This window comes from Arthrobacter sp. M2012083, assembly GCF_000281065.1.
Lineage (GTDB): Bacteria > Actinomycetota > Actinomycetes > Actinomycetales > Micrococcaceae > Arthrobacter.
The window spans coordinates 1-20,686 of sequence record NZ_AKKK01000009.1; the positions used below are offsets into that span (position 1 = coordinate 1).

Annotated in this window: 13 protein-coding genes; 2 read left to right on the plus strand and 11 right to left on the minus strand. The window is 62.2% G+C overall.

What is annotated here, in order from left to right; translation table 11 throughout:
- Positions 1 to 386: 386 nt before the first annotated feature.
- Genes A477_RS0105610 through A477_RS0105620 form a run of 3 tightly spaced genes read right to left on the minus strand, consistent with a single transcriptional unit; the run spans position 387 to position 7,934 of the window.
- Positions 387 to 4,049 carry a 1,4-alpha-glucan branching enzyme gene (locus A477_RS0105610; RefSeq protein ID WP_017198041.1) on the minus strand — a complete coding sequence of 1,221 codons (3,663 nt, stop codon included), beginning with the start codon at positions 4,047 to 4,049 and terminating at the stop codon, positions 387 to 389.
- Position 4,050: 1 nt separating this feature from the next.
- Positions 4,051 to 5,847, minus strand: coding sequence for a maltose alpha-D-glucosyltransferase (gene treS / locus A477_RS0105615; protein ID WP_017198042.1), 1,797 nt, complete (start codon positions 5,845 to 5,847; stop codon positions 4,051 to 4,053).
- Complete coding sequence (locus tag A477_RS0105620; protein ID WP_192811981.1) at positions 5,847 to 7,934, minus strand: alpha-1,4-glucan--maltose-1-phosphate maltosyltransferase; 2,088 nt, start codon at positions 7,932 to 7,934, stop codon at positions 5,847 to 5,849. The genes treS and A477_RS0105620 overlap by 1 nt, the downstream gene beginning before the upstream one ends.
- A gap of 125 nt (positions 7,935 to 8,059) precedes the next feature.
- Here A477_RS0105620 and glgP point away from each other — a divergent pair, with 125 nt between their 5' ends.
- On the plus strand, positions 8,060 to 10,684 hold the full coding sequence (gene glgP, locus A477_RS0105625; RefSeq protein WP_192811979.1) for an alpha-glucan family phosphorylase: 2,625 nt from the start codon (positions 8,060 to 8,062) through the stop codon (positions 10,682 to 10,684).
- A gap of 1,075 nt (positions 10,685 to 11,759) precedes the next feature.
- On the opposite strand, the gene A477_RS0105630 is transcribed toward glgP, so the two are convergent.
- Genes A477_RS0105630 through glgX form a run of 3 tightly spaced genes read right to left on the minus strand, consistent with a single transcriptional unit; the run spans position 11,760 to position 14,751 of the window.
- Positions 11,760 to 12,119, minus strand: a complete 360-nt coding sequence (locus tag A477_RS0105630) for a barstar family protein (protein WP_017198045.1) — start codon at positions 12,117 to 12,119, stop codon at positions 11,760 to 11,762.
- Positions 12,120 to 12,127: 8 nt separating this feature from the next.
- Positions 12,128 to 12,607 (minus strand): guanyl-specific ribonuclease, encoded by a 480-nt coding sequence (locus A477_RS0105635; protein WP_017198046.1) that lies wholly within the window; start codon positions 12,605 to 12,607, stop codon positions 12,128 to 12,130.
- A gap of 29 nt (positions 12,608 to 12,636) precedes the next feature.
- Positions 12,637 to 14,751, minus strand: coding sequence for a glycogen debranching protein GlgX (gene glgX, locus A477_RS0105640; RefSeq protein WP_017198047.1), 2,115 nt, complete (start codon positions 14,749 to 14,751; stop codon positions 12,637 to 12,639).
- A gap of 238 nt (positions 14,752 to 14,989) precedes the next feature.
- Between glgX and A477_RS0105645 the strand changes: the two genes are divergently transcribed.
- Entirely contained in the window at positions 14,990 to 15,799 is an 810-nt protein-coding gene (locus A477_RS0105645) for a carbon-nitrogen hydrolase family protein (protein ID WP_017198048.1), read from the plus strand.
- 599 nt (positions 15,800 to 16,398) lie between these two features.
- Here A477_RS0105645 and rlmB read toward each other — a convergent pair.
- The 5 genes from rlmB to ispD all read right to left on the minus strand — a co-directional run bounded on the left by rlmB (position 16,399) and on the right by ispD (position 20,644).
- The gene (gene rlmB / locus A477_RS0105650; protein ID WP_017198049.1) at positions 16,399 to 17,388 is read right to left on the minus strand and encodes a 23S rRNA (guanosine(2251)-2'-O)-methyltransferase RlmB; all 990 of its coding nucleotides are present in this window, start codon (positions 17,386 to 17,388) and stop codon (positions 16,399 to 16,401) included.
- An 80-nt stretch (positions 17,389 to 17,468) separates the two neighbouring features.
- Positions 17,469 to 18,923, minus strand: a complete 1,455-nt coding sequence (gene cysS, locus A477_RS0105655; protein ID WP_017198050.1) for a cysteine--tRNA ligase — start codon at positions 18,921 to 18,923, stop codon at positions 17,469 to 17,471.
- Positions 18,924 to 18,958: 35 nt separating this feature from the next.
- Positions 18,959 to 19,312 carry a hypothetical protein gene (locus A477_RS0105660; RefSeq protein WP_026005376.1) on the minus strand — a complete coding sequence of 118 codons (354 nt, stop codon included), beginning with the start codon at positions 19,310 to 19,312 and terminating at the stop codon, positions 18,959 to 18,961.
- Positions 19,305 to 19,862 carry a 2-C-methyl-D-erythritol 2,4-cyclodiphosphate synthase gene (gene ispF, locus A477_RS0105665; protein ID WP_017198052.1) on the minus strand — a complete coding sequence of 186 codons (558 nt, stop codon included), beginning with the start codon at positions 19,860 to 19,862 and terminating at the stop codon, positions 19,305 to 19,307. The genes A477_RS0105660 and ispF overlap by 8 nt, the downstream gene beginning before the upstream one ends.
- Positions 19,862 to 20,644, minus strand: a complete 783-nt coding sequence (ispD, locus tag A477_RS0105670; RefSeq protein WP_026005377.1) for a 2-C-methyl-D-erythritol 4-phosphate cytidylyltransferase — start codon at positions 20,642 to 20,644, stop codon at positions 19,862 to 19,864. The genes ispF and ispD overlap by 1 nt, the downstream gene beginning before the upstream one ends.
- Positions 20,645 to 20,686: the final 42 nt, after the last annotated feature.

Consider the following 20,686-nt stretch of genomic DNA (forward strand, 5'->3'; position numbering starts at 1 on the left):
AACCAATTGAAAAACAATCGGTATCAACAAACTTGGCACACTATTGAGTTCTCAAACAACAGACACTACCGGCACCACCAAACCCCCACCCAAGGGACCAGGATCGCTCCGGAGCAACTTTTCAAACTTACCGGCTGGATCTCTCAGAGTCAAATCGGCCAGCATGACTTGATATTTTCCTTGCGGTATCTTGTCTGCGTGGCGATCTCCACTCGGGGACCAGCGCGGGTACTAACTATACGCCTACTTCTCCGAGATGGCAAAACCCGGCAGCGACACGCTCCTTCCGCCAGGCAAAATCCCCGGAAACACGGGCGGAACGTCCCGGAAAACACAGGAAAGAGGGCCCGGAAGCCAAGCTTCGGGCCCTCCCCTGACGTAGGTAACTACTCAGCCGGCGTGAACCAGGAAGCCCCAAGCGGGGGAAGCGTGACAGTCAAAGCTGCGGGCTGGCCATCAGTTCCGGGTGTCGAAGCCTTCAAACCTCCAGCGTTGACGACTCCGGAGCCGCCGTACGTTTCAGAGTCGGTGTTCAGGACTTCCGTCCACTCACCTGCTGCCGGCACACCCAGGATGTAGTCCTTGTGAGGCCCCCCCGAGAAGTTCACTGCACAAACCAACGGCTTGCCATCCTGATCCCAGCGGATGAAAGTCAGAACGTTGTGATCGGCATCCGCGCCATTAATCCACTGGAAACCGCCGGGTTCGTTGTCCCGCTGGTAAAGGGCCGGCGTTGACGTGTAGAGCCCGTTGAGGTCCTTAACCAGAAGTTGCAGTCCGCGGTGCGCGGGGATATCAGCAAGGAACCAATCCAGCCCGTACTGTTCGGACCACTCGGCTTCCTGGCCGAACTCCGTACCCATGAAGATCAGCTGCTTGCCCGGGTGCGCCCACTGGTAGGCAAAAAACGCACGCAGGTTTGCCAGCTGCTGCCAGCGGTCGCCGGGCATCTTTCGCAGCATGGAGCCCTTGCCGTGAACTACTTCATCGTGGCTGATGGGTAGCAGGAAGTTCTCGGTGAAGGCATAGACCATGGAGAACGTGATGGTGCCGTGGTGCCACTTGCGGTTGATGGGGTCTTCGGAAATGTACTTGAGCGAGTCATGCATCCAGCCCATGTTCCATTTGAGGCCGAAGCCCAGCCCGCCGTGGTTGGTGGGCGCCGTAACCCCCGGGAATGCCGTGGATTCCTCGGCGATGATGATGGCCCCGGGGTGGGACTTGTAGACGGTGGCGTTGACTTCCTGCATAAAGGAAATAGCCTCGAGGTTCTCCCGGCCGCCGAACTTGTTGGGCCTCCACTGACCTTCTTCACGGGAGTAGTCCAAGTAGATCATTGAGGCCACGGCATCAACGCGCAGGCCGTCGATGTGGAATTCCTCCAGCCAATACAGAGCGTTGGCCACCAGGAAGTTGCGGACCTCGCTGCGTCCGAAGTCGAAGATCAGGGTTCCCCAGTCGGGGTGTTCGCCCAGGGCGGGGTCTGAGTGCTCGTACAGCGGCTGGCCGTCGAACTGGGCCAGCGCCCAGGAGTCCTTGGGGAAGTGTGCGGGCACCCAGTCGAGGAGGACGCCGATGCCGGCTTGGTGGAGCGAATCCACCAGGAACCGGAACTCGTCCGGGTGTCCGAATCGTGAGGTCGGAGCGAAATAGGACGTCACCTGATAGCCCCACGAACCGCCGAAGGGATGCTCCGCGACCGGCATGAACTCAACATGGGAGAACCCAAGCCACTTCACGTAGTCCACGAGTTCCTTGGCGAGTTCCTTATAGCCAAGGCCAAGTCGCCAAGAGCCCAAGTGCACTTCGTAGACGCTCATGGGCGAATTGTGCGGATCCTTCCGGGCGCGGTCATTCATCCACTCCGCATCCTTGAAACGGTAGCTCGCGTCCACCACACGTGAAGCAGTCAGCGGCGGAACCTCAGTTCCGAAGGCCAGCGGGTCGGCTTTTTCCACCCAGTGACCGGCCTTGGTCAGGATCTCGTACTTGTAGCACGCCCCTGCTACAACGCCTGGGATGAAGAGCTCCCAGACACCCGAGGAGCCCAGCGAGCGCATACCGTGGGAACGGCCATCCCACCCGTTGAAGTCGCCCTTCACGCGGACGGCTTGGGCATTCGGGGCCCAAACCGCGAAGGAGACTCCGTCCACCTCGCTCAACGCCGAGCGGTAGTGCTGGACGTGCGCGCCAAGGACATCCCAAAGGCGCTCGTGGCGACCTTCGCCGATCAGGTGCAGGTCCACCTCACCTACGGTAGGCAAGTAGTGGTACGGGTCATCGATGGTGACGGGTTCGGCGTCGTACACCACTTCCAAACGGTAGTCCGGCACGTGGCCGGCCTGCAGCGGTTCCAGGACTGCAGTCCAGACGCCGTGGGCCTCATGGGTCATTTCCGTGCGGCCGGCTTCAGTCACTACAACCACGGACTTTGCCAAGTGTTTCACCGTACGGATAGTGACGTGGCCATGATCGTCCAAGTGCGCGCCAAGTACTGAATGCGGCGCGTGGTAAGCGCCGGCGGCCACGCGTTCCAAGGTCTCGGAGTCCACGTGCAGGGGAACTCGGGGCCGTTCGGTGCGTGCAGAGCCAGTCATGTCATTACCTTCCGCTGTAGCTGCCGCATGCTTGCCGCGGCTTGTGTTGTCGAGGATTCGTCGAGATGCGTTCACCGGGATCGACAGCCAGTCGGGCCGGTTCCGCAACTCGTAAACAACCTCGTATAAGGCCTTGTCCAGCCACAATGCCACAAAGAGCGGCGAGCGGCGGTCTATGGTTCCCGGGGTGACTTCGCTGTACCCCTCAAGGAATGCGGCAGCGCAGTCATCCACCCAGGTCTCAGGCACCTGCACGGCCGCTCTTTCATTTTCGCGCGTGGCGGCGCCGGCTGCGTAGTCGAATGAACGCAGCATGCCCGTGACGTCCCGCAAGGGAAGATCGGGGGTGTTCCGTTGATCGATGGTCCGGAGCGGCTCGCCCTCGAAGTCAAGGATGGCCCACCGTCCCGGCTGCCCCTCAGCCCCGGGAACCCACAGGATCTGCCCCAGGTGGAGGTCGCCATGAACGCGTTGCAACTGGCCGACGTCCCCGGGATTCAGTGCTGCCAGCAGCTCATCAAGGTTGTCGTCATAAGGCCCGACGGCGGATGAGGCTTCCGCCCAGGAGCCGCGGACACGCCTCGCTACAGTCGCGATGATATCCGGCCCCTGTTCCTGTCCGTCCTGGGTGCCGAACGTTTCTGCGAGCCTGGCGTGAACCGTGGCAGTAGCAGCGCCGAGACCGCGGGCTTCTGCCGTGAAATCCTTGCCGGCTGCGGCTGCCTCTACGGCCAGGCGCCAGGCATCCATCCCTCCGGCAAGGAATTCGTGGGCGACCGTCAGCTCACCTGTGGCCGCTATGGAACCGTTCGACGCCGGCTCGTGCCACGAGCCGGTAACCCAGCCGAGCGTCGCGGGAACTTCGCTCGTTCCCGCTGCCGTCAGGGCGGCGCCAAGTTCCACTTCGGGATTCTTGCCGGCGGATAGTACCCGGAAGATTTTAAGGATCGCAGCCGAGTCGCCGTCGTCAACGATGACGGACGTGTTGGACTGCTCGCCGGACAGGACTTTCACAGAGGTAGGTTTTTTCGGCAACGCAACGCGGCCGCGCGTGAGGTGCCCTTGGGCTCCGCCCGCCTTCCCTTCACTGCGCATAAGTTCCAGCCAGGCGGTGACAAAATCCGCATCGTAGACGGCGTCGTACACGAGCTGCAGCCCAAGGTCGGGACCCGCAAGCTCGCCCAGCAAAGCTGTAGGAGCATCAGCCAGGGGTTTGCTTCGGTAACTCAACGGAACCTGAACGACGTCGGTCCGCGAACCGCCGTCGGCTGTCCTGTGGGTCACCGCCATCAGCACAACTTCAAGCACGGCCTCTCCGCCGGTATCCGGCAGCCTGAAACCGCCCACCTGCTCCAAGGCAAAGTCGGGGCTCTTGACCGGGAACCAGCGCTTGCCTGGCAGCCAGTTCCGGAGAAGTCCTTCAATGGAGGGGTTCAAGTTTTCCTTGCTCATCTCATCCTTTGGAGGTCACCACGGGAATCGCCTGGGTAAAAGGCGACGAGGGATTCGAAAATGCCGAGCGCACCCGCAGCCAATAGAAGCTGTGGCTGCCCAGCATCACGGTCAAGTGACCGTTATCGCCGACCGCCGGGAAAGGCTGGCCGCCGAAAATATCGCGCAGGCCGCGGCCTGCAAACTCAGGCACATCCAACGTTGCCGCAACGGGGTGCTGTGAAAGGTTGAAAACGCACAGAATGGTCTCCGCGTCCTCTCCTTCAGGGTTGCCAGCCGGCAACTCCCTGACGTAGGCCAACACGACTTCATGGTCCGCCTCAATATGCCGGAAGCCGCCCAAGCCAAACACCGGGTGGTTCTTCCGAACGCTGAGGATCTGGCGGGTCCAGCGCAGCAGCGAACCGGAGTGCGCGGCCTCGGCTTCAACGTTGGCCATGCTGTAGTTGTAAACCAGCGACTGTATGACCGGAAGGTAAAGCTTGCCCGGATCGGCTCCTGAGAAGCCAGCGTTGCGGTCGGGGTTCCATTGCATCGGGGTACGGACGGCATCGCGGTCGTCGAGCCAAATATTGTCTCCCATGCCGATCTCGTCCCCGTAGTACAGAAAGGGGCTCCCCGGCAGGGAAAGCAGCAACGCGTTGATGAGCTCGATCTCGGAGCGGGAGTTATCCAGCAGCGGAGCCAAACGTCGGCGGATACCGATGTTTGCCCGCATCCGGGGATCCGGGGCATACCAGCCAAGCATGGCGGCGCGCTCTTCCGCAGGTACCATCTCCAGCGTCAGTTCGTCGTGGTTCCTCAGGAAAGTCCCCCACTGCGCACCCTTCGGAATTTCCGGCGTGTTCCGCAGGGTCTCAATGATGGGAGCGGCCTTCTGGTCCCGGAGGGCGTAGTAAAGCCGCGGCATGATGGGGAAATGGAAAGCCATGTGGCATTCCGGGGCTTCCTCGGTGCCGAAGTACTCCACCACTTCATGCGGAGGTTGGTTTGCCTCGGCAATGATCACCCTGCCGGGGTAGTTGGCGTCCACCATCCGGCGAAGGTCCTGCAGGAACGTGTGGGTTGCCGGCAGGTTCTCGCAGTTGGTGCCGTCTTCTTCGAACAGGTAGGGAATGGCGTCGGCCCGGAAGCCATCAATCCCTTGGTCCAGCCAGAACCGGATCACGTCATAGAGCGCCTCGATCACTTTGGGATTCTCGAAGTTCAAGTCTGGCTGGTGACTGAAAAAGCGGTGCCAGAAGAACTGGCGGCGGATGGGATCGAAGGTCCAATTAGATTCTTCGGTGTCAACGAAGATGATGCGTGCGTCCTGGTATTTCTCGTCCGTATCGCTCCACACGTAGAAATCGCCGTAGGGACCCGTTGGATCCTTGCGCGACTCCTGGAACCAAGGATGTTGGTCCGAGGTGTGGTTCAAAGGCAGATCGATGATCACCCGGACGCCACGGGCGTGGGCCTCGGCAACCAGTCGCTTGAAATCGCTGATGGTGCCGAACTCGTCCAGCACGGACGTGTAGTCCGCGATGTCGTAACCGCCATCGCGCAACGGGGAATGGAAGAACGGGGGCAACCACAAGCAATCGACACCCAGCCACTGGAGGTAGTCCAGTTTCTCGATCAGGCCGTGGAAGTCGCCGGAACCATCCCCGTTGGCATCCGCAAAGGCCCGCACCAGTACCTCATAGAAGACTGCCTTGCGGTACCAGTGCGGATCATGCTGGAGACCTGGGGCGTTCAACTCGAAGGTGTTCTTCGGAGTGAAGTACTGGCTGGGGTTCTGCGGAGAAAAACTCACTAAGGCTGCCTCCGGATGCTCAGTATGTGTGCCGGTTCAACGTGGGCGTCCAGCCTGACGTAGTTGTGCTCGCCCCACTCCCAGCTCTGGCCACTGATCAAATCGTCCACCCGGAAGCGGCCGTCCTCGTTGAAGTCCGTGGGGTCCAGTTGCAGGGCCGCCAAGTTCAGCGAGACTGTGCTTTCCCGGGTGCTGTGAGGATCCACGTTGACCACGATGATCAAAGTGTCCTTGGTGCCGTCCGGGAGCGTTTTGTGCTTGGAGTACACAATCGTGGCGTCGTCGGTGCTGCTGTGCAGCGTCAGGTTCTGCAGGTCGCCCAAGGCCAGGTGGTTCTTGCGGATGGTGTTGAGCCTGGTGATGTACGGCGCCAAGGTACGCCCTGACTCAGCCGCACCCTCCCAGTCCCTCGCCTTGTACTCGTACTTCTCGTTGTCGATGTACTCCTCGGCGCCCGGACGGGCCACGTGCTCGTACAACTCATAACCGGCGTAGACGCCCCACAACGGGCTTGCCGTAGCAGCCAATACGGCCCGGATGCGGAACGCGGCCGGACCACCGTACTGCAGGTACTCGGTGAGGATGTCCGGGGTGTTCACGAAGAAGTTCGGACGGAAGAACGCGGCGGTCTCATGGCTGACCTCGTGGAAATACTGCTCCAGCTCAGTCTTGGTGTTCCGCCATGTGAAGTAGGTGTAGGACTGCTGGAATCCTGCGCGGCCCAAAGCATGCATCATTGGCGGGCGTGTGAAGGCCTCCGCCAGGAAGACAACCTCGGGGTTCTTCTTGTTGATCTTGCCGATCAGCCATTCCCAAAACCACACAGGCTTGGTGTGGGGATTGTCCACGCGGAAGACCTTGACGCCGTGGCTGATCCACAGTTGCACGATCCGCAGGATTTCCTTGGAAAGGCCGGCCGGGTCATTGTCGAAGTTCAGGGGATAAATGTCCTGGTACTTCTTCGGCGGGTTCTCTGCGTAGGCAATGGAACCGTCCACGCGTGTGGTGAACCATTCAGGGTTGGACGTCACCCAAGGGTGGTCCGGAGCTGCTTGCAACGCCAGGTCCAGGGCAACTTCGAGTCCCAGCTCGTTAGCGCGCGCCACGAACGCATCAAAGTCCTCAAACGTACCCAGTTCCGGATGGATGGCGTCATGTCCACCGTCCTTGGAACCGATGGCCCACGGCGAACCTGGATCCTGCGGCCCCGGCGTCAGCGTGTTGTTGCGCCCCTTGCGGTGCTGGTAACCGATCGGGTGGATGGGCGGCAGGTAAATGATGTCGAATCCCATTTCCGCCACGGCGTCGAGCCTCCTGGCTGCCGTGCGGAAGTTGCCGGAGGTCCACACGCCGGTGGAGTGATCCAACACGGCGCCCTCTGAACGGGGGAAGAACTCGTACCAGGAACCGCGGCCCGCGAGGTCGCGTTCCACCTGCAGCGGGAAACGTTCCGAAACGGTCACCAACTCACGGATCGGAACGCGTCCGACGGCGGCCAGCACCTCGGGGCTGAAACCGGCACCAAGGCGCTCCTCGGCAGTCTTGGTGGTGTCGGCCAGCACGACGGAAGCGGCACGCAAGGTGCGCTTCTCCACTGCGCTGCGCCCGGCGTCGTCGTCAGCGGCTTCCGCGAGGAGGGCAGCGCCTTCGGCGAGCATCAGCTCGACGTCAATGCCGGCCCCTACCTTGACCTCGGCGTTGTGATGCCAAGTGCCGTACCGGTCATGCCAGGCCTCAATGACGAAGGACCAGGCACCGGTGCCGGTGGGCGTGATCAGGCCCACCCAGCGGTCCAGGCCCTTCCATTGCTCGCCCTGGGCCGGGGTCAGGCGTACTCGCTGACGCTCCTTGCCCCGGGGATCGAGCAGCACAGCGGAGACGCCCAGCTGGTCATGGCCTTCACGGAAGACCGTGGCGCCGACAACCAGGTCCTCGCCTGGCAAAGCCTTCGCCGGGAAACGGCCACCCTCAACCACCGGCTGCACGGCCGTGATGGGGAACCGGCCGAAGCGAAGTCCCTCGGTGATGTCCGTAGTCGTCTTGGATTTCAGAGCGGTGATGGTTCGCGCGGTTTTCGTCACAACCACGACGTTAGCGACAAAAATCACAGAATGCTAAGCACACGACCTATCTCCTTGACGCAAGATGACTTTTACCTAAAAGAAACCCAATCCAGTTCCGGCTGCCATGCGAGTCCGTTAGTGTGGCGCTCGTGAAGGCTATTCGAAGGTTTACAGTCCGTACCGTCCTCCCCGAGCCCATCAGGCCCCTGGCCCGTCTGGCAACCAATTTGCGCTGGTCCTGGCACCGGCCCACACGGGAACTTTTTGCGAGCCTTAACCCGGCTCTCTGGGAGGAATCGCAGCACGACCCCATAGCCCTGCTGGGGTCGATCAGCCGCGAGCAGTTACAGGATCTGGCCAATGACGGCGAGCTGGTGAACCGGGTCCAGAGCGCCGCAGCAGACCTGGACCGATACCTGAGCGAACCGCGCTGGTATCAAGGCCTCGGCGAAGACGCTCCGGCCTGCATCGCGTACTTCTCGCCCGAATTCGGCATCACCGAAGTACTCCCGCAATATTCCGGGGGCCTCGGCATCCTCGCCGGCGACCATCTCAAGGCCGCCTCCGACCTCGGCGTGCCGCTGATCGGCGTCGGGCTTCTGTACCAGGCCGGATACTTCAAGCAGTCGCTCTCCCGCGACGCCTGGCAGCAGGAGACCTACCCTGTACTGGACCCTGACGGCCTGCCGCTGACCTTGCTGCGCCACCCGGCCAAGGACGGCGCCCAAGGTAAGCCGGTCCACATCTCCCTGCCGCTGCCCAACGGCCGCGAGCTCCACGCACACGTGTGGCGTGCCGACGTCGGACGCGTTCCGCTGCTGCTGCTGGACTCGAACGTCCCCTCCAACGACGAAGCCGCGCGTGGCATCACCGACCGCCTGTACGGCGGCGGTGGCGACCACCGGCTCCAGCAGGAACTCCTCCTGGGCATGGGCGGCGTCAAGGCGCTGCGCGTCTACCAGGAACTCACCGGCACACCTGCTCCGGAAGTGTTCCACACCAACGAAGGCCACGCAGGCTTCCTGGGGATCGAACGCATCCAGGAAGCCATGTCCGACGCCAACTCGCCCCTCAGCTGGGACGAAGCCCTCGCCGCCGGCCGCGCGTCCACTGTCTTCACGACGCACACGCCCGTCCCCGCCGGCATCGACCGCTTCGAGACCGTGCAGATCAAGCACTTCTTCGAAGCTGGCTTGGCGCCTGCCGTGCCTACCGAGCGGATCCTTGAACTCGGCCGCGAGAATTTCGACGGCGGCAACCCGTCCGTATTCAACATGGCTGTGATGGGCCTTCGGCTGGCGCAGCGTGCCAACGGTGTGGCCAAGCTGCACGGTGTGGTCTCCCGCGAGATGTTCGCCGGTCTCTGGCCAGGATTCGACCACTCCGAAATCCCCATCACCTCCGTTACCAACGGTGTCCACGTGCCCACGTGGGTGGACCCCCGTATCTCCTCCCTGGCACGAAACCAGTTCGGCGCGGAAGCCGAAGCCCTGGGACGCTGGGACCTCGCGTACAACGTCAGCGACGAAGACGTCTGGGCCCTCCGCCGCGAGCTCCGAGCACAACTCATCGAAGACGTTCGACGCCGGCTCCGGGCCTCCTGGAAGAAGCGCGGCGCTGCCGATGCCGAACTCGGCTGGACCGACTCCGTATTGGACCCCGATGTCCTCACCATCGGATTCGCACGGCGTGTGCCCACCTACAAGCGGCTCACCCTCATGCTGCGCGACCCTGCCCGTTTGAAGGCCTTGCTGCTGGACCCCAAACACCCCATCCAGCTGGTCATCGCCGGAAAATCGCACCCCGCAGACGACGCCGGCAAGAAAATGATCCAGGACCTGGTCAAGTTCACCGACGACCCGCAGGTCCGGCACAGGATCGTGTTCCTGCCCAACTACGACATCGCCATGGCGAGGACATTGTTCCCCGGCTGCGACGTCTGGCTCAACAACCCTCTTCGACCCCTGGAAGCCTGCGGCACCTCCGGCATGAAAGCCGCCATCAACGGCTCGCTCAACCTCTCCGTCCTGGACGGCTGGTGGGACGAAATGTACGACGGCGAAAACGGCTGGGCGATCCCCACAGCCAACAACAACGCATCCTCCGAGGAGCGCGACGACATCGAGGCATCGGCACTTTACGAGCTGCTGGAAACTCAGGTAGCGCCGCGGTTCTACGGAACCACTGTTGCCCAAGGCGCCGGAGCAGCAGGACCCTCCGAATCCAGCCGCGAAACCGTACCCACCCACTGGGTGTCCATGATCAAGCACACGCTGGCTAACCTCGGCCCTGCAGTCTCGGCCGAACGCATGCTCCACGACTACGTCAACAACCTTTACTGCCCGGCCGCTGTATCCGGGCGACGCGCCGTTGCCGAGTCCTTCAAGGAAGCCAAGGAACTCGCAGCCTGGACCACCAAGGTCCGGAACGCCTGGCCCGAGGTAGTGGTGGAACACGTTGACTCCGTGGGCGTCTCCGAGGAACCCCAGGTAGGCGACTCGCTCCAAGTCAACGCCTACGTGGCCCTCAACAACCTCACCCCGGACGACGTCTCCGTGGAAGTGGCCTTCGGCCGCGCGGAAGACACCGACGAGCTCGAGGACATCGTGGTGGCCGAACTGGACTCTTTGGAAGACCTCGGCGGCGGACGCCACCTGTTCAGCGGCTCCCTGGTGATCAACCGCTCAGGGTCCTTCGGCTATACCGTCCGCGTGTTCCCGAAGCACTCGGCGCTGGCTTCCAAGGCTGAACTGGGATTGATCGCGAACGCCTAGACCTTTGTCCTCCGGGACGTTCCTGGCCCGCTTTTCCGTTGTTGTTCAACGACGGATAAGCGGGCCAGCGACGTCGGGGCCTGGCTCCACGTACTTCCTGATTGCTGTCGGCTTCAATCGTGGCGATTCGCCGCCTTGATCCCGGCCGGGATGCTAACAACCGACGTGACATGGTTGTGGTCCAACGAAGAGGGCCTCGTCCGTGGTGCGCTGCGGGGGTTTTTCGCGTTCAGGTCCCGGCCACAAGCAGGACAAGACCCCAGAGGAAACCTAAGGGGCTTATATAGCGATCGTGATCGTCTGCGTCGGAGGCGTGCAACTTGCATGCTGACTAGCGGAAACTGCCTGTCCTGCACGCCTGTTCTTGCCTGTGTCGTCGCACCAGTCGATGTCGAATGGGAATGCCACAACGGCGGCTTCCCCTGGCGCAGTCTCGAGTGGAACTCTAAAAGTGTAAGTAAATCCACCAGCGTCATCCATTGGCGCCAAAGCGTCAAGGACTTTGCGTCCGGATGAATCTTTAATTGTTATCAGAATTCGGGCGTTCTTTCCGTAGCGGGGATCGCATCTCGCATCTTGCGCCTTCACGGTGACCTCTTCGCCGACTCTTGTGGGCGAGGGAGTGACCGAAAAATCAGGTGGGAGACACGGGGGCCGCCCTTGGGAGGAAGAGTTGCATCCTGACATTGCCGCGGCAATGACCAGCACACTCAACGCGGCAACTGGTGCCCGAAGGAAGCCTTGGACTCGAAAAGGACGGCCGGAAGAGAACATCATTTCTTGATTCTCCTCACAGTATTTGTCCTTTGGAATCCGGTCTCAGAGTTTGTAGCCACATCGTTAATTTGCATCGAATGATACAAGTCAAAATGGATAAAGTACTCCAGTGCAGGCCCGCATGAAACGAAGCAATTTGTTGCTAATATGCATCACTTCACCGGGCCAGCTTTGCACTGGAAACTTCAATCTCAAACTTTTGAAATAATCGGAATATCTATAGAAATATTCAATGTTTCGCGTCACGATTGAGTTGCATGCACAAGGACGCCGGTGCCGTAAGGCCCCGCTGGACCGACTAATTCTCGAAGACCGCGATGACTGCCAGGTCTCGTCCGGCGTAGCGCTCGGCGTCTTGGAGGATTTCGCAGACAACACCGAAGGACCGGTCCGTACGGTAGGCCGCGGGGACCTGCCAGAGCATAGTGACGGGGCTTCCGTCGTCCTCCGAGAGGGCGTCGGCGTAGTCGTGCAATGAGTCGTTGAGGGCGTCGAGGTTCACGCCGTAGTACTCGGGGAAATCGAGGACCTGGCCGAAGACCTCGAGGACTGCCTGCTTTGTGGTTGCCGGCGGGACCAGAAGTGTCCTTCGGCCGGCGTCGGAGATCTGCTCTTGCAGTTCTTCGAGGGTCCAGGTGTCCGCGGAGTAGATTTTCATGGGCTCCTCTATTTGCCTTCGACGATAAACATGAACGACTCGTAATGGTCAGGGGTGTAGTACTTGGCGGAGTCCTTGCCCACAATGATCCGGCGGGCACCCCGGTCAGACTCTCCCGGCGTGGGCACGGTGTATTCCTTGTAGAAACCGCTGGACTTCTTAGGCAGCAAACCCTCGAAGTTGCCGAAGTTCACCCCATCACGGTCGTACGGGTACGGGCCGCCTTTGGCGATCAGGGCAAGGGTCTGACGGGCTTCCTTGGGCAGCTGCGAAGCGTTGATCGTGGGCAGCGCCGAGGGGTTCGCAACGGCTGGCGGCGTCGGCGCGGTGCCGGGTGCCGGCGTCGTGCTTTGCCCTGCGGTTGGGACGCCGGAGGGCGGCGCTGTTGTGGGCGCCAGCGAGCCACCGCCCACCATCGCAACCACCAGCACGACGACGGCAATCACCAATGCCGCGAAAGCCGCCAGCTTGTTGGGGTTTCGGCTCATCCGGTGGGCTCCCCTCGACGGTTGCTTGGTTACGTGCGGTAGATGTTGATCGTGTTGGCTTGCAGGATATCCCGCTCACCCGAGGCCACCAACGCGCCCTTCCGGCGCTCGTGCAACACCGACGTAGTAAAGCGGAGCTCGAACATGCGCTTCCCGATGCCCGACTCGCTCAGGATCTCCGGCAAGACCATTTTGACGTCCTGATTGCTGCCGTTCACCGAGATCAAGCCACGAATCTCACTGTCCTCGTGCCCCATCAGCAGCTGGATCGAGCGGACGGTGGGATCATTCCAGCGCGCCGGAGTCATCTTCTTACCCTTGTCGTCAAACCACTGAAGGCTCGAGTCATTGGCCTGCCCTGGGAAGCTTTCAGGTTGGTGACGCAGGAACCAGCGTCGGAGTCGAACCAGTTCACGAGTAGTCCTGAACATGGCGTTGGCTTCCTGGGTCCGGCTCCAGTCCAGCCATGCCGTGGGATTGTCCTGGCAGTAGGCGTTGTTGTTGCCCTGCTGTGTACGGCCGATCTCGTCACCGGCTGTGATCATCGGAACGCCAAAGGACAGCAGCAGCGTCGCCATAAGGTTGCGGATGGACAGTGACCGGGCAGCCACGATGGCCTCGTTCTCGCTGCGGCCCTCGAAACCGTGGTTGTAGCTTCGGTTGTCGCCGTGTCCGTCGCGGTTCTGCTCGCCGTTGGCCTCGTTGTGCTTGCGGTCGTAGCTGACCAGGTCCTTCAGCGTGAAGCCGTCATGGGCGGTGATGAAGTTGACGCTGGCAAGGCGGGTGCGGCCGGATGATGCGAAGAGATTGGCAGAACCCGCCATGAGCTCAGCCAAAGACGCCACCGAGCCACCATGTCCACCGGCCTCCATAGCCGCCCGGTCGGACAGCCAGAAGCTTCGGACTCCGTCGCGGAAGTGGTCATTCCAGTCAGACCATCCCTGCGGGAAACGGCCGGTCTGCCAGCCGCCGTAACCAACATCCCAAGGCTCGGCGATCAGCTTGACCTCAGAGAGCACTGGGTCCTCGGCAATTGCTTGCAAGAAGGGGTGCTGGGGATCGAAAGTGTTGCTGGCATCCCGGCACAGGGTCACTGCGAGGTCGAAGCGGAACCCATCCACATGGAAGTCGTTTACCCAGTACCGCAGGGAATCCAGGGCCAGATCCACCACTACGGGATCACTGAAATCCAAGGTGTTGCCGCACCCGGTGGTGTCCAGGTAGCGGCCGTGGGCATCGTGTCTGTAGTAGCGTTTCTCAGCCAAACCGCGGAAGCTCAGCGGCGGGCCGTCAGGGCCTGCTTCGGCAGTGTGGTTGTACACCACATCCAGGATGACCTCGATCCCCGCCGCATGGAGCAGTTTGATCATCCCCTTGAGCTCGTCCTGCACCGCGTGGGGGCCCGCATTCCGCGCCGCTTCCGTTGCGTAGTCCGAGTGTGGGGCGAAGAACGCTGCGGTGTTGTAGCCCCAGTAGTTGGTCATGCCCAGGTCCTGGAGGTGCGACTCATCCAAGTGGAAATGGATCGGGAGCAGCTGGACAGCAGTAATGCCGAGTTCAGTCAGGTGCTGGATCATCACCGGGTGCGCCATGCCCGCGTACGTTCCGCGAAGGTGCTCCGGGATGTCCGGGTGGAGCATCGTCTGGCCGCGGACATGCGCTTCATAAATCACCGAAGTGCGCATGGGCGTTCGCGGCGCCTGATCATCGCCCCAGTCAAAACCTGTCTCCACGTGGACGCTTGTGAGGAACTCGCCCCGCTGGTCCACCGCGCGGCCGTAGGGATCGAGCAGCAGCGGCTGGTCGCCGTCGTCGTCCAGGTCCAAAGCCGGGATGGACAGAGGGAGGCCGCCCTCGCTGGGGGCAGCGCGGAAACCGTAGCGGGTGCCCGGGGGCATGCCGTCCACCAGGCCAAAGTGCACGCCGTCCTGCACATTGGACAGAATATGCGCGCGCCAAGGTGTGCCTGGTGATTGGAACACCACTTCCACCCGTTCCAGGTCGGGAGCGAAAACGGCCACGTTCACCGAATGGTTCTGCGTGGTTTCGGCGTCGAAAACCCCGGGCTGGGGCGTGCTCAGTCCGAGGGGCCTGGGCTGCGACGCGTCCAGGGCAGCTTCTGTGTCAAAAATTGGCATAACCATTGCTTGCAAGTTTAGTTCCACGCCAAGTATGTACCGCGCGGGCCTGCCATGTGACGACGTTCAGCGTCGTGATTTCATTACTTGCCCGAAACTGGCGGGATTTCATCCGCCGCTCACGTGCTGGAATGCTGCCTTCGCACTCTCCGCGATTGAGCTGGTTCGCATCGATTGTGTCGCGTCCACTGCCCCGGACCAGTCCGCTTGGCATACTGGGACGGAGACAACAGGAGGTCTTATCGTGCGCGTGGCACTTGCCCAAGTCATCACCGGCCGGGATCTGGCCGCGAACCTGCGGCTCCTTGAGGAGTACGCCCGCCGGGCCAAGGACGGGGGTGCCGAGCTGGTCGTCTTCCCGGAAGCGATGATGCGCGCGTTCGGAAACTCGCTGCTGGACATTGCCGAGCCATTGGATGGGCCGTGGGCGAACCAGGTGCGATCCCTCGCTGACGAACTTCAGTTGGTGATCGTGGCTGGCATGTTCACCCCGGGCACTCCCTCCGATTCGGGATCCCCGCGCGTGCGGAACACGCTCCTCGCCACCGGACCCGGCGTGGAAACGAGCTACGACAAGATACATCTTTTCGACGCGTTCGGCTTCGCGGAATCGGACACCGTTGAGGCCGGTACGGATCCGGTAACGTTCGACGCCGGTGGCCTCACCTTTGGGTTGGCCACCTGTTACGACATCCGTTTCCCTGCCTTGTTTACGGCTAACGCACAGCGCGGAGCCATTGTGAATATCGTTTCCGCCTCGTGGGGATCCGGACCGGGTAAGGCCGAGCAGTGGCAACTTCTGGCCCGCGCCCGCGCAGTGGACACCACCACGTTCGTGCTCGCCTGCGGCCAGGGCGATCCCGCCACTCAGGGCGTTGAGGTCAAAGGGACCGCGCCCACCGGAGTGGGGTACTCCGCCGTCGTGTCCCCGTTCGGCCAGGTATTGGAAGCCCTGGAGGGCGAACCGGGCGTCATTTTCTACGATCTCGACCCCGCAGTCGTGGAAGAAGCCCGTACCAAACTCCCAGTGCTGGCCAACCGCCGCGACTTCTAACCCTCTCTCACCTCCCCACCCCTTCCCACCACCCCTCTCTCACCTCCCCACCCCTTCCCACCACCCCTCTCTCACCTCCCCACCCTCACGGTGGCCGTATGGTTTTCTGCGACAGCAAGGTGGGAGATTGCGTTTCGGATGAACACGCCCAGAAGAAAATACGGTGCGGCGTTTCGTGAGGAAAGGTCAGCGCCTTCTTTGCCGTGCAGCAAAAGTAGAGGGCTTCTACGAGTACAACTAAGCGGAGAAGGCCAACCAATCCGGGGCCGCCGTGCCGGCGTTGAAGGTATCCGGCAGAACATCGGCCGCAAGACCGCGGGACATGAGCGAGCGACCCACCCAAGCCCGCGGGACATGAGAGAGCGACCCACCCAAACCCGCGGGACGTGAGAGAGCGACCCACCCAAACCCGCGGGACATGAGAGAGCGACCCACACAAACCCGCGGGACATGAGAGAGCGTTGCACCGCAGGCGCACGAAAGGCGCCGCGAGGGCCATCCGTAAGCGTGCGTCAATGCGACGAAGGAGCAGCACGCGGAGGATGGCGCTTGCGGCGCCTTGGCGAGGAGGATGGCGCTTGCGGCGCCATGACTGAGGACTAGCTGGCGCGCTGCCTCGACACTTCGTACAGCGAGATTCCGACGGCCATGGACGCGTTGAGCGACTCCATGGCGGAGTCGATCGGAATCGAGACGATCTGGTCGCAGTTCTCGCGGACTAGCCTGCTGAGGCCCTTGCCTTCGGAACCGACCACGATGCAGACGGGTTCGGTAGCAACGGTGAGGTCGGGCAGCGAGACGTCGCCGTCGCCGTCCAAGCCAAGGACGTAGATGCCCATGTTCTTGAACTGCTTGAGCGCGTTGTTGAGGTTCGCAGCGCGGGCAACCGGGACGCGCACAGCGGCGCCGGCACTGGTCTTCCATGCGGATGCTGTGACGCCGACGGAGCGACGTTCGGGGACGATGACGCCGTGGCCGCTGAACGCGGATACGGAGCGGATGATCGCGCCAAGGTTGCGGGGGTCGGTGATGCCGTCCAGTGCAACGAAGATGGGGGCGTTGGAGATGTGCCCCTTCTTCCACTTGGCGAGGGTTTCCTCGGCGAGGTCGTAAGCGTCCTCGTATTCGTACGGCGGGATCTGCAGAACGAGGCCCTGGTGGACGGCGTCCTCCGTCATGCGGTCCAGCTCAGCCTTGCCGGTTTCGAGCAGCGGGATGCCACGCTCAGCCGCGAGTTTGAGGGACTCCTTGACGCGGTCGTCCATCTCAATGCGGATGGCGACGTGCAGGGCCTTGGCCGGGATGCCTGCGCGGAGGGCTTCGACCACCGAGTTACGGCCTGTCACGAGCTCTTCAGTGGCACGGCCCTTGGGACCGGAGCGGGCGCCGGCGCCACCGGGACGGGTGCCCGTTCCGCGCTTGGCAGCCGAGCGCTCAGCCAGCTGCTTGTTCTTGTATGCCTTGTGGTAGGTGCGTTCCTCCGCCTTGGGCGTTGGACCCTTGCCCTCCAGGGCCTTGCGGCCGTGGCCACCGGTTCCGGTGGTGGGGCCCTTCTTCTGCTTGACCGACCGGCGACCATTGTTGGCCATGAGATTCCATCCTTGATTTTGTGAGTAAGTCTGGAATCAAGTCTACTGACCCGATGCAATTCGGCCGCCGCGCCGGTTCCTCAGTCGCGTTTGAGGCTCCAAGTGGCGCCATCCGCACCATCTTCGACGACGACGCCGGCCGCGGCAAGTGTGTCCCGGATCGCATCGGATGCTGCCCAGTCCTTGTTGGCCCTGGCAACGGCACGGGCTTCGAGTTGGGCTTCGATCAGCACTTCCAGAGCGGCATGCTCGCGCCCTTGAACAGCTTCCGGGCGTTTCACCGAATCAAGGCCAAGAACTTCGGTCATGGAGAGCACGCTGTAGAGAGCGGTTTTCGTACTCTCCAAGTCGCCGGAAGCCAATGCCGTGTTTCCTGCCCGCACGGTTTCGTGCAGCACGCCGAGGGCCTGAGGCACGTTGAGGTCGTCATCCATGGCCGCGATGAAAGCAGCGGGCATGTTGGCCTGCGGGGACACGTCCGAGGCGCCTGTACCCACCTTGGAGGATGCTTTGTGGATGAAACCGTCAATACGCTCGACGGCGGCTGCGGCTTCCTGCAGCGACGTAGGCCGGTAATCCAGGATGGAGCGGTAGTGTGCTTGGCCGAGGTAATACCGAACCACGCGCGGTGGGGCGAGCTCCAGCATTTCGGCCGGGCTCACGGTGTTGCCGATGGACTTGGACATCTTTTCGCCCTCGTAGGTGACCATGCCGTTGTGCATCCAAAAATTGGCGAATTCGTCACCGGCGGCCTGGGACTGGGCCATCTCGTTCTCGTGGTGCGGGAAGCGAAGATCCAGTCCTCCACCATGGATATCAAACCGCGGGCCCAAATACTTGGTGACCATGGCTGAGCACTCGAGGTGCCATCCGGGACGGCCGGCACCCCAAGGGGATTCCCACTTGGCGGTGACGGGTTCGCCGTCTTTGAAACCCTTCCACAGCGCGAAGTCGCGGGGATCGCGCTTGCCTCGGGGGTCGGCGTCGGGCGCTCCCTGCATGTCATCGATGTTCTGCCGCGTCAGCGAGCCGTACTTGCTCCAGGAACGGACGTCGAAATAGACGTCACCGGAATCATCCAGTGCGGGGTAGGCATGGCCTCGGTCGATGAGACGCTGGATGAGCGCGTGCATTTCCGGGATGTGCCCGGTAGCACGGGGTTCATAAGTGGGCCGTTGGACACCGAGGGATTCATAGGCGTTCTCGAATTCCTGCTCATAGCGGTAGGCCAAGGCCCACCACTCTTCGGCTTGGCGCGCCGACGGTTCAGCGTCCCAGTCCGGACCGAACGACTGCGCGGACTTGGCCAGGATCTTGTCGTCGATGTCCGTGACATTGCGCACTACCGTAACCCGGAGGCCGCGGAATTCGAGCCAGCGGGTCAGTTGGTCGAAGGCTATGGCCGACCTGACGTGCCCCACGTGCGGCATTCCTTGGACGGTGGCCCCGCAGTAGTACACGCTGGCCTTGCCGTCTTCGAGGGGAACGAAGTCACGGACTTCGGCGGAGGCGGTGTCATAGAAGCGCAGGGTCACCGCTCCAGATTAGCCGATGACGCGGCTAGGCCTGCCTACTTGCAGTATTCGCCGATCTTGTTGAACTGCACCTTGAGCTTCTCCTGCTGGTCCTGGGTAGCTGCCCCGAGGGACGACGACGCCGCTTCGTCCATGATCGCAGCCATTTCCTTAATGGGGTTACCGATCTCCGGAGCGAGTTTGCCTGCGATCTGGTGATAGTGCTCGGCGATCTGCTTGGACTGCTGTTGCTGGTTGCCGTCGGGCTTGAAGGTGTCGTTGTTCAGGAACTCGCAGCTGGCTGTTACGTCCATCGTTTGGGTCCCGCCGCAGCCGCTCAGCAGGAGCGATGCAGCCAAGCCTGCGGACACCATAGCGGAGCGCACGACGCCGGCACGTGGCTTAACCATGAGGCGCCCCTTTTGCGGGACCGGGCTCGGTTGCCGTCGTCTCGTGTCCGGAGACCGGGTACACCAGGGCCGTGGCAACAGCGGAGATACCTTCGCCGCGACCGGTGAAACCGAGGCCGTCGCTGGTGGTTGCCGTGACACTGATCGGCGCGCCGGCAGCTTCGCTCAAGACCTTCTGGGATTCTTCCCGGCGCGGACCGAATTTGGGACGGTTGGCCACGAACTGCACTGCCACATTGCCGATCTCGAATCCGGCCGCGCGCACAATGCGTGCCGCTTCGCCAAGAAGCTTGACCCCTGAGGCACCTGCGAACTCGGGACGGTCAGTGCCGAAGTGGGTGCCCAGGTCACCGATTCCGCACGCAGAAAAGAGCGCGTCGGCAGCGGCGTGAGCAACGCAATCGCCGTCGGAATGCCCTGAAAGCCCCTGTTCGCCTTCCCAGAAGAGCCCGCCCAACCACAGCGGCTGCGGGTCATTTTCGGGAGCAAACGCATGGACGTCTATGCCCACACCGGTGCGGGGAAGCACCATGTTTTGGTTCAGTGTCATCAGCCTTCAACCCAACGAATCCCCAGCGGGCCTTCCAGCAATCCCTCGGCAATGATGAGATCCAACGGCGTGGTGATCTTCAGCGACTGGCTGGCCCCGCGGACAGCGTGGACCGGAACGCCGAGGAGTTCCACCAGCATGGCGTCGTCGGTGACAGCTGCGGACTGCTTGTCGTCGAAAAGTTCAGCGGCTTCGTGTGCCCTCCGCAGGACCGCCAGTTCGAAACCCTGCGGGGTTTGCACGGCCCGCAACTGTTCGCGGGGAGCTGTTCCCGTGACAACTTCCGGGGCGATGGAGGAGTCTGAGCCATTCGTCTCGGCAACAGTTTTGATAGTGTCCACCACAGGCATGGTGGGAATGACGGCCTTCGCACCGGACGCCAAAGCGTCGGAGACGCGCTGGAAAACCCGTTCGGGTGTAAGGGCACGTGCGGCGTCGTGGACCAGGACCAGTTCGGTTCCGTCCTCCAAAGCAGCCATGGCAGCCCGGACGGAATCCGCGCGGGAGGAACCGCCGTCGACAACTGAAATTTCGGGGCCGCCGTCCACCAGGTCAATGGTGAACTCGGAGATCGATTCGCGCAGTGCCGTGTCCCCCTTGGGCACGGCGACGCAGATCTGGCGCGCGACATCCGAGGCAACCACCCCACGGAGGGCATGCATCAGGATGGTTTCTCCGCCCAGTGGAACCTGGGCCTTGGGCATGCCGTAGCCGAGTCGCTCACCGGAGCCGGCAGCAACCACGATCACCGCCGTGACGGCGCGCTTGGAAGGAATACTCATGGACACCAGAGTACTTCGTGGCAAAAAGAAACCCGGCGGCGC

Excerpts from the sequence above, each read along its gene's own strand:
- A477_RS0105610 (WP_017198041.1), bottom strand. The coding sequence starts at position 4,049 with ATGAGCAAGGAAAACTTGAACCCCTCCATTGAAGGACTTCTCCGGAAC.
- A477_RS0105630 (WP_017198045.1), bottom strand. The coding sequence starts at position 12,119 with ATGAAAATCTACTCCGCGGACACCTGGACCCTCGAAGAACTGCAAGAG.
- A477_RS0105635 (WP_017198046.1), bottom strand. The coding sequence starts at position 12,607 with ATGAGCCGAAACCCCAACAAGCTGGCGGCTTTCGCGGCATTGGTGATT.
- glgX (WP_017198047.1), bottom strand. The coding sequence starts at position 14,751 with ATGGTTATGCCAATTTTTGACACAGAAGCTGCCCTGGACGCGTCGCAG.
- rlmB (WP_017198049.1), bottom strand. The coding sequence starts at position 17,388 with ATGGCCAACAATGGTCGCCGGTCGGTCAAGCAGAAGAAGGGCCCCACC.
- A477_RS0105660 (WP_026005376.1), bottom strand. The coding sequence starts at position 19,312 with ATGGTTAAGCCACGTGCCGGCGTCGTGCGCTCCGCTATGGTGTCCGCA.
- ispF (WP_017198052.1), bottom strand. The coding sequence starts at position 19,862 with ATGACACTGAACCAAAACATGGTGCTTCCCCGCACCGGTGTGGGCATA.
- ispD (WP_026005377.1), bottom strand. The coding sequence starts at position 20,644 with ATGAGTATTCCTTCCAAGCGCGCCGTCACGGCGGTGATCGTGGTTGCT.